This window comes from uncultured Caballeronia sp., from assembly GCF_964243625.1.
GTDB lineage: Bacteria > Pseudomonadota > Gammaproteobacteria > Burkholderiales > Burkholderiaceae > Caballeronia.
This window is the reverse complement of the sequence record NZ_CAXTGZ010000415.1, coordinates 1-5,440: the sequence shown is the minus strand read 5'-3', so window position 1 is coordinate 5,440 and position 5,440 is coordinate 1. Positions and strand designations below refer to the sequence as shown.

At 59.8% G+C, this 5,440-nt stretch carries 7 protein-coding genes and 1 pseudogene; 3 read left to right on the top strand and 5 right to left on the bottom strand.

All coding sequences use genetic code 11. The annotated features are described in order from the left end of the window. A pseudogene (locus ACFFAR_RS23365) lies at window positions 1-229 on the top strand (hypothetical protein); the annotation flags it as partial. Window positions 230-283: 54 nt separating this feature from the next. Further along, window positions 284-943, top strand: coding sequence for a flagellar transcriptional regulator FlhC (gene flhC, locus ACFFAR_RS23360; protein WP_056362504.1), 660 nt, complete (start codon window positions 284-286; stop codon window positions 941-943). 113 nt (window positions 944-1,056) lie between these two features. On the opposite strand, the gene ACFFAR_RS23355 is transcribed toward flhC, so the two are convergent. The 4 genes from ACFFAR_RS23355 to ACFFAR_RS23340 all read right to left on the bottom strand — a co-directional run bounded on the left by ACFFAR_RS23355 (window position 1,057) and on the right by ACFFAR_RS23340 (window position 3,246). Then, window positions 1,057-1,671 (bottom strand): DNA-3-methyladenine glycosylase, encoded by a 615-nt coding sequence (locus ACFFAR_RS23355; protein ID WP_174362449.1) that lies wholly within the window; start codon window positions 1,669-1,671, stop codon window positions 1,057-1,059. An 89-nt stretch (window positions 1,672-1,760) separates the two neighbouring features. Then, complete coding sequence (locus ACFFAR_RS23350) at window positions 1,761-2,774, bottom strand: hypothetical protein (protein WP_375508553.1); 1,014 nt, start codon at window positions 2,772-2,774, stop codon at window positions 1,761-1,763. Between the two features lie 56 nt (window positions 2,775-2,830). Continuing rightward, a complete protein-coding gene (locus ACFFAR_RS23345) occupies window positions 2,831-2,956 on the bottom strand; it encodes a hypothetical protein (RefSeq protein ID WP_256701201.1) in 126 nt (41 codons plus the stop codon). A gap of 26 nt (window positions 2,957-2,982) precedes the next feature. Beyond that, on the bottom strand, window positions 2,983-3,246 hold the full coding sequence (locus ACFFAR_RS23340; protein ID WP_174362450.1) for a PepSY domain-containing protein: 264 nt from the start codon (window positions 3,244-3,246) through the stop codon (window positions 2,983-2,985). Window positions 3,247-3,406: 160 nt separating this feature from the next. Between ACFFAR_RS23340 and ACFFAR_RS23335 the strand changes: the two genes are divergently transcribed. Next, entirely contained in the window at window positions 3,407-3,904 is a 498-nt protein-coding gene (locus ACFFAR_RS23335) for a DUF6496 domain-containing protein (protein WP_062002566.1), read from the top strand. Between the two features lie 73 nt (window positions 3,905-3,977). On the opposite strand, the gene ACFFAR_RS23330 is transcribed toward ACFFAR_RS23335, so the two are convergent. After that, window positions 3,978-5,306, bottom strand: coding sequence for an aspartate aminotransferase family protein (locus tag ACFFAR_RS23330; protein ID WP_375508552.1), 1,329 nt, complete (start codon window positions 5,304-5,306; stop codon window positions 3,978-3,980). Window positions 5,307-5,440: the final 134 nt, after the last annotated feature.

The window sequence follows — 5,440 nt, the reverse complement described above, 5'->3', positions numbered from 1 at the left end:
GGATCGGGCGAACCTGCAGACCGGGGTCGAGATTGCGGACTCCACGCTGCAGGAGGGCCAGGGTATGCACGGCACGCTGGCGCGCGCGGACACGTTCAACAATATCGCGGCGATGGGTCCTGACTTCAAGACCGGCTACGTGGACGCGACTCCGATGAGCAACGCGGATATCGCGCCGACGCATGCAGCTATCCTGTTGGCCGGCCAGCCAGCAGAACAATTCGCCTGATTAGCACGATTAGTCGCCACGCTTAGATACTCACATCAAGCACGAGAGCACAACATGCTTAAGAAGAGCCTCACAGAAGATGCACAAGAAGTTTTCCGCGCGATCGCATTGATCGAACTCGGGGCGCGGATGCAGGTGCTCGAAAGTGAACTGACACTGTCGCGTGACCGGATGATCCGGTTGTATCGCGAAGTGAAGGGTGTTTCGCCACCGAAGGGCATGCTGCCTTTCTCGGCGGACTGGTATATGACGTGGCTCGCGAACATCCATGCTTCGCTTTTCTACAACACGTATGTGTTCCTGAAAAAAGAAGCAGGCTGCTCGCACCTCGATGCACTGACCAAGGGGTATCGGCTGTATCTCGAACATTGCAGGAATAGCGATGTCGAGGCGGTACTCGATTTGACGCGGGCCTGGACCCTTGTGCGCTTTTTCGATGCAGGCATGCTGCAGTTGACCAAATGCTGCCGCTGCACTGGAAAGTTCATTGCGCACAAACATGATTTGCAAGAAAACGTGGTGTGCGGGGCCTGCCAGCCGCCGTCACGCGCGGGGAAGACCAAAAAAGCGGCGGCCGCCAGACAGGCGAGCGAGCAGACCGCGCTGGTGGAGTTGAGTGTTGTGTCGACCAATGAAGTGCCGGAACCGACGGTACTCGAAAACGCGGCGATGCTACAGCCGCGCACAGAAAGCCTGATTGCACAGGCTGCTTAAGGTAGCGTCGTTGCAGTCCCGAGGACCGTGCTTGACGGTGTGGCTGCCGGCTTGCTGCTGATACATATAAAAAGAATTTTTGGGCTGCCGAGGTTTGGCAGCCCTTTTACTTTTCAGGCGTTCGGTGTGTCATTCGCATCCTTTGCATCCTTTGGGAAGGGCTTGCTGAGGAACTTCGATCCGGCGAGGCCAAAACGCCAGGGCACATCCATCGCTTTGGTGATGCCAATGCGCGGCCCCGCGATAACCGGACCTTCTTCTTCCGGCATTTCGATGTAAAACGGCGCCTCGAGCAGCGACATGCCATTGTTTCTATGAGTAATGCCGAGCGCCTGCGCCAGGCGGCCCGGTCCCGAACACAGCAATTTTGCCGGTTCCATACCGCGCCGTTGGCGCATCGCATCGAGTCCGGTCAGCGGTTCGACCGCGCGAATCAGCACCCCCGCGCCATGTCCGGCTTCCCGGCAGACAAAGTTCAAGCACCAGTGAATGCCGTAGGACCGGTATATGTAAGCGTACGCGGGCGGACCAAACATCACGGCGTTGCGCGGTGTGGGCCCGGAGAAACTATGCGATGCCGGGTCCTCGCGATCGTAGGCTTCCGTTTCCACGATCCTGCCGCCCACGCCATCGACGCTCAGGATCGCGCCGATCAAACGGCGTGCGACCTGCTCGGACGGTGCATTGAAATCGTCGGGCGTCGCGGCGCGCAAGGTAGTCGATGTCATGAGCGATGAATTGGTCCGAGCGGATTCGACCGTCACATTAACAAGAATCGCGCCGCTTCATTGGTTTTCGCTTTTAGATTTCAACGCATTCACCGAAAAGTCACCGTCTCGAAGTCAGCCGATGTCCCCGCCGCCTGGCTCGCAAGGTCCCGGATCGCGATGGTCCGCGTGCTCGCCTCGTTCCATGGATTGGTGTACGTCAGCATCATGTTCGCCTTGTCGATACGAATGATCGCGAACGCGTGTCCGTCGCCCTTGGACCAGTCGCCGTTGCGCGCGGGTTTGCCGCCAAAGACCATGGCGTAGCGGCTGCCGGCGCCATCCGCGTGTTGCAATAAGTAGCCGGTGATCTGGTCGGGTGTGCTGTGGACATCGGCGAGACGATCGTGATCGCCCGCATGGCCGGCGAGCAGTTCCATGACCTTGTTCGTCGGCAGCGCGCCTTGCTTCGGGTCCTTGTGGAAATACTGGAACATTGCGCCGACCACGGCCGCCGCGCCCGGATCGCCTTTGCCGAATTGATCGAGCTCGCCCGGATTCAACCGGTAAACCGTCGCGGGATCGCCCGGCAGGCTGACGTTGTAGCTGCCATCGGAAGTCAGGGTGACTGCCCGGCGCAAGATCGTCGCGCCGGTTTGCGTATTGGAGAACGCCTTCACGACGGAAATGCCGACGCAATCGCCTTCGCTGCTTTGATTCAAATGCGTGCCGATGGGACTCGTGATCTGGCTTCCCGGCATCGACACACTCCACTTGCCGAACTCGATCACGCTGCCCTTGGCGTCGCGCCGAAGCGCATTGACGCTTGCGCCGGCGTTGAATGTTCCATCGGATAATGACGCGATGATGTTGTGCGCGTCCGTCATGAGGTTGTCCCGCGCGCCGCCGTCACGTTGCATGGCGTCCTGGAAATTCTTCGCAGCCTGGGTGATTTGCGTGCGCCCTGCGTTGCCGATGGAACCGTTACGGCTCTGCTGAAGCGCTTGAACAAGCTGGCGATACGTGCTTTCCATGTCGCCAGACTCCGCATGCGCGATGCCTGCAGCGCCGAAGGTCAGCGCGCACGCCAGGAGTGAAAATCGCGACAGTGCAGCTCGGGTCATTGTTTCCTCTCACGGACAGTGGTTCGTTGAGAGGAACAACAGTCTATGCCCGGGCTTTATTCCGTCGGTTCAGCCTTGGCGTCGCGATGATACGCGCGTTGATCGTCGCGGCTGATGACAAGCAGTTCGAAGTGACGACGGATGGCGTTCAATGGTTGAGCATCGATAAGCGATCCGTTCACTCAGCCCTGTAATTCCTACAACGAACTCAATGCTTTAGCTCGTTCTTCGTCAGCGCACCTGAACGCGGATCGACGTGGATGTCGTAGAACTGGCCTTGTTTCGTGGCTTCGCCTTCCCAGTGTCCATCGTCGGCTTCGAGGCGCACCGCGTCGTAACCCAGCGCCTTGACCTTCGCGATGGCCGCATCCTTCGATATCCAGTCGGCGCCCGGCTGGTCGTGCGCGAAGGCCGCACTGCTTGTTGCAAACGTGAAAATACATGCGAGTGCAATACCTGCTTTCTTCAACATTGGCTCTCCTTAATGAATCAAATATGATGGCCTGCAAATCTAACATAAGGCTTACGTGCGAGTGTGTGATTCATTGTCGCGACATTCGGCCAGGGCGTTGGCATAGCCATTGCAAGGTTTCCATCGTCGGACCAACGACGGTCTTTCATAGGAGTCCATCATGCCGGAGAAGAAAACCATCGAACGTGCGCACGCGGCGAAGCGCGCGGGCAAATCGTCGAGCACGCAGGCCGGTGCGTTCGTGAAGGAGCAAGTCGATCACGTCCGCGAAGGCAAGCATGGCGCGAAGTCCGCGAAGCAGGCGATTGCGATCGGGCTGTCGGAGGCACGCAGATCGGGTGTCGGCGTGAAAGCGCCAAAGAAAGGTACGACTTCTGAAGGCGCACGCAAGAAAGCGGCGAAGGATACGCAAGCAGGTCAGCACAAGACGAAACGCAGCGCGAGCACGGAATCGAAGGCGAAACGCTCGGCCACGTCCACGCGCGTGCTCAAGCGCGAAGGCACAAAGGCGGCTTCGCGCACTGCGCTGTCCCGCCAGACGCATGCGAGCGCGAGCCGGCGTTCGGCGGCTGACCGTTCCGCATCGGCGAAAAAGGGCTGGGCCACGCGGCGTAAAGCGGCTTCATCGAAGGCGAGCACTGCAAGGCCCGCGCGTTGAAGCGGTTTTTTTATGCGAAAAAGGCCGTTCCGGTCAATGCAGGAACGGCCTCTGTACTGTCACGCCAACCGCGTTACTTGACGGTTTCAAGCACCTTGCGAACCGTGCCGAAAATCTGCTCGATCTGGTCGTCTTCAATGATCAGCGGCGGCGAGAACGCCAAAATATCGCCCGTGTAACGCACGAGAACGCCTGCTTCGAAGCACTTCACAAATGCCTCATACGCACGCGCGCCCGGGGCGCCATCGCGAGGCTGCAACTCGATACCCGCAACCAGTCCGAGATTGCGGACGTCCTTCACATGCGGCGCATCGCGTAACGCGTGGGCTGCCGCTTCGAACTTTCCGGCCTTCGATGCCGCGCGCTCGAACAACTGATCGCGTGCATACAGGTCGAGCGTGGCGATGGCGGCAGCGGCTGCCATGGGGTGCGCGGAATACGTATAACCGTGGAACAACTCGATGCCATTCACCGCGCCCGCGTTGACGACCGTGTCGTGCACGTTGCGATGCGCGGCCACGGCGCCCATCGGAATGCTGGCGTTGTTGATGGCCTTGGCAAGCGTCATCAGGTCCGGCGTTACACCGAAGAATTCAGCGGCCGTTGCCTTGCCGAGACGGCCGAAGCCGGTGATGACTTCATCGAATATCAGCAGGATGCCGTGCTTCGTGCAGATCTCACGCAGCTTCTGCAGATAACCTTGCGGCGGCACGAGTACGCCGGTCGATCCCGCGAGCGGCTCGACAATAACAGCCGCAATGGTCGATGCGTCGTGCAGCGCGACAATGCGTTCGAGTTCATCGGCAAGATGGGCGCCCCATGCCGGCTGACCCTTCGAGAACGCATTGTGATCCGGCGCATGAGTATGCGGCAGATGATCGACGCCCGGCAGCAACGCGCCCGAGAACGTCTTGCGGTTCGGTGCAATGCCGCCCACCGAAATGCCGCCAAAACCCACGCCGTGATAGCCGCGCTCGCGGCCGATCAGCCGGGTGCGCTGCCCTTCGCCGCGCGCGCGGTGATAGGCGAGCGCGATCTTCAGCGCGGTATCGACGGATTCGGAACCGGAGTTCGTGAAGAAAATGCGGTCGAGCCCTTCCGGCATCAGCGCCGCTACCTTCGACGCCGCTTCGAACGCGAGCGGATGGCCCATCTGGAACGTCGGCGCAAAGTCGAGCGTCGCGACCTGTTTCTGGATTGCCGAGATGATTTCATCGCGGCAATGGCCGGCGTTCACGCACCACAGGCCGGCACAGCCGTCGAGGATCTCGCGGCCATCGGTCGACTTGTAGTACATGCCCTTGGCGCCTTCAATCAGGCGCGGCGCCGCTTTGAATTGCCGGTTGGCGGTAAAAGGCATCCAGAACGACGACATATCGTCGATGACAGGGCGCGAAGTCATGGCAAATCTCCTAAGTAGAACCCGCAATGTAGTCCTCGATAATTCGAGGCGGCATAGACAGTGATGGTGTCGCGCGAAGAACCGTAGTGGCAGAATGGCGACAACTGTGTTGGCCGAGGCGCCGTTCAAACCAT